Here is a 3,374-nt window from a genome sequence, read left to right as displayed (position 1 = left end):
TGAACAGCTCTCTTTTATCTGTATAACATCTATATTATATATGTTTCCACGGTTTTTTTACCGAGATAATGACCATACCGACTGCCAAGCAGAACTGGATATTACCAAAGATGGTACTATTTTTCTCTGCCGCAAGAAAATCATCATTAACAAATGCCGCCGCGCGCTCGGCAACGGCGATATCTGCCATCTGCGATGCCCACGGACCGAGAAAGAAGATACCGAACAGAATAAGACTGACAGTCACGATCCATTTGACAGTAAGCCAACGATGGCGGAAAAAACCCCAGTTGGTCAATAATGAGTAAAAAAATCCCGTGATAAGCGTTCCCATCGCACCGCCGACGATAACGATCTCGTCGATCGCTTCTATCGCTAACACGATCGCATATTGGTCGGCAACATCAGCCATCGAAGCTCGCATGATCGAAAGAAGGATAAGACACATCTGTCCTCCTACCCATGCAGATACAGCCAAAAGATGCAGTATCTTTAAGCCTTGTGTCGCACGCGGAGATAATATTTTCATACGTTCGTCCTCCTCATCCTCGGTTCTGTTCCCGTCGTTCGAGATTGCTGTATATCTTATCAAGCGTCGCCTTCATCGCCGACAACTCATCGTCGGATATATCGCGCGTCGCATCAGTAAGGACACCGTTGACAATCGGAATAAGTGCATCGCGCAAGATATGTCCCGATTCCGTCAAATAAAATCGATGTGACCGCTTATCCGTCGGATGCGCTTCTTTTACCAAAAAACCCTTGGCAAGCAATCTGTCTATGATACGATTGATATTCGGCTTATCTTTGAGTGTACGATCGGACAGCTCCGTCAAGGTGATCCCTTCCGCTTCGGCTATAAAATTGAGGATACCCCATTGCTCCGCCGTCACATCATACGCGCGCGCACTTCTCAGAAGCTCTGCCTTCAAACGCAAATTCACCTTATTGACGATAAAGCCAAGAGAATCATCGAATATCTTGAACATAACAACCACCCCTCCCATCCAAATAGTTGTCTTGACAATTAAATTCTATCAGGCACACAATATAGTTGTCAAGACAACTATTGCTCGATATTTTATCATATGCCGAATTTCCGCCCGCATAGATAAAAGGCACGCAGATATAACTGCGTGCCTTTTATCTATGCTGTTATGTTCACAGTATGTGCGCGTTATCAGAAGCTGTAACGTACGCCTGCGTTCCATTTCCATTCGACTTCTGCTTCACCTGCGATCGCTTTTTCGAAGTCGAGGTAGAGATGCGTTGCGTCACTCAAGTTGAAGTTCGCACCTGCACCGACTTCCCACCAGCCGCCGCCGAGATCGCGGCTGATGTCTACGTTTCTCGTACCGTTCGAGAACGTGCCTTCTACTTCGCCCGCGAAGTCATAGAGATACGATGCTTTGAGGTAGATGTTGCCTTTGTGAACAGGTTTACCTGCCATGATGCCTGCACGTGCTACGAAGCTGTCTGCGCTGTCCATATTAACAGAGAAACCGTTCTGTGTTTTGAACGCAACATCGTCGACCATGCCGTACGTGAGCTGGAGTTGCGGTTCTACCCATACGCCGTTCGAAGACGTGATGCGTTTACCCGTTTCTACGCTGAAGCTGTATGCGTCTGTGTCATAGTCACCACCGCCTACACCGCCTGCGAGCGTGTAGTCATAGTCGAGATTGCCGTATTTTGCAACAACGTCGATGAACGAACCGTTGTCATTCATTTTCGTACCATAGAGGCTGAATACGTTGTGCGTGTTTTCACCGGTGCCTTGATCGAACCAGGATTTACCGTCGGTGTAGGAGTATGCCGCACCGACCGTCCAGTCGCCTGCCTCTTGGTCATAACCGATCTGATACATACTGTACTGGTTCGTTACCGTGTTGTAGGACTGCTCTGCACGGCTCATACGAGTCCAGATACCGCGCTGTTGTTTTGCACTTCTGAGGTCGCCAAGACGCTCGTTGAGATCGTCGTTTTCACCGCGCCATGCCATGAAGGAGAGTGCCGTCATGTCGATAAGACCGCCGTTGGCTTTGTTTTCTTTCGTGACAAGTTTGCCGAAACCATTAGCTGTAACTGCTACTGTACTTTCACCGAGAAGACCTGCTTCTTCAAATGCGAGTTCGGTTACATCTACGTTACCGCTGACTGTATTAAGCAAGTCAGCATACAAGGCTTGTGCTTGTGCATCAGTCATATTTTCGAGCTGTTCCGTGATAGCTGCGCCGCCTTTGACCGTCGTGCCTTCTGCAGTACTGTTCGTTGCATTAAACTGATTATTAAGAGAGTTCGTCGTGATCGTAGCACCTTCACCTGCGAAGTTGTCTACGGTGATAGTCTGTTGGGTTTCGCTATCCATGACGATGTTACCATCGTTGACAGTAAGAGTTGTAAGATTGCTGTCTGCGTCGGAAGTCCATGTAGAATCTTCACCAAGCTCAAGCGCAGTCGTACTGCCTGCATCAGTCGTAACGTTACCGGTCAAAGAACCGCCGTCACCGAGATCGACATCCATGCTGGAGCCCGTACCTTCCGATACAACGTCACCTGTGATATCTGCTTTACTTTCAGGCGTAAGAGTGACACTACCACCGTTTGCCGCACGGAGTGCATTGTAGGAACCGTTGTCTGTAACAGCAATTTCATCTGCTTCCAAGCTGACAGAACCGCCATGGTTGGCATTGACAGCATTGGAGCCTACGAGCGTCAAGTCTTGATCAACATCAATAACGACATCGCCGCCCATACTGCTGATACCTGCACTCGTCGTGGAAGTCAAGCTGAGGTTGCCGGCAGTAATATTCATACTCGCATCTTCTTGATTGTACGAACATTGCAGCGCATTACCGTTATTGGCAGTGACAGTGATATCGCCTGCATACACGTTCAACTGACCGCCATTTTGCGACATGAAGCCGTTGGCTACGTTAGTGAGTGTGATATCACCGACAGGTGCAGTTGCCGTACCGAGATTGAGCGTACCGCCCTGTGCATGGAATACAGTCGTATTGATAAGGTTTGCCGTAGAAGCGGTAGAAATATCACCCACATTGATATTGATCGTCGTCGTTTTGTAAGCGTTGAACGCATTGCTGTGACCACTGTTGCTGCCGTCCAATACCATTGCACTGTAACCACCGATCGTGACCGTTTCCGAAAGCGTACCCGAGGAATTACCCGTCTGCAAAGCAGGCGTATTGCCCGTACCGACGGTTGCCGTAAGCGTACCGGTGCCGTTGATCTCACCTGCACTGATCTGTGTGCTGAGATTGCCGTTCGCCGCAAATACTGTACCGCTGAGTGCCACTGCGATCAGTGCCGAAAGGGCTGCCGTTCTCTTCATCATCTGTTTACTCCTGTCCTTT

3 protein-coding genes are annotated in these 3,374 nt (G+C 48.8%); all 3 read right to left on the bottom strand.

Translation table 11 applies throughout. The features are described 5' to 3' along the window. Positions 1–34: 34 nt before the first annotated feature. The 3 genes from IJN28_05965 to IJN28_05955 all read right to left on the bottom strand — a co-directional run bounded on the left by IJN28_05965 (position 35) and on the right by IJN28_05955 (position 3,355). A complete protein-coding gene (locus IJN28_05965; GenBank protein MBQ6713312.1) occupies positions 35–529 on the bottom strand; it encodes a DUF2269 family protein in 495 nt (164 codons plus the stop codon). A gap of 13 nt (positions 530–542) precedes the next feature. After that, positions 543–989, bottom strand: coding sequence for a MarR family transcriptional regulator (locus IJN28_05960; protein ID MBQ6713311.1), 447 nt, complete (start codon positions 987–989; stop codon positions 543–545). A 191-nt stretch (positions 990–1,180) separates the two neighbouring features. After that, positions 1,181–3,355: an autotransporter outer membrane beta-barrel domain-containing protein gene (locus tag IJN28_05955; GenBank protein ID MBQ6713310.1), complete on the bottom strand. Its 2,175-nt coding sequence runs from the start codon at positions 3,353–3,355 to the stop codon at positions 1,181–1,183. Positions 3,356–3,374: the final 19 nt, after the last annotated feature.

The organism is Selenomonadales bacterium, from assembly GCA_017442105.1.
Taxonomy (GTDB): Bacteria; Bacillota; Negativicutes; order RGIG982; family RGIG982; genus RGIG982.
This window is presented reverse-complemented; position numbering and strand designations above follow the sequence as displayed.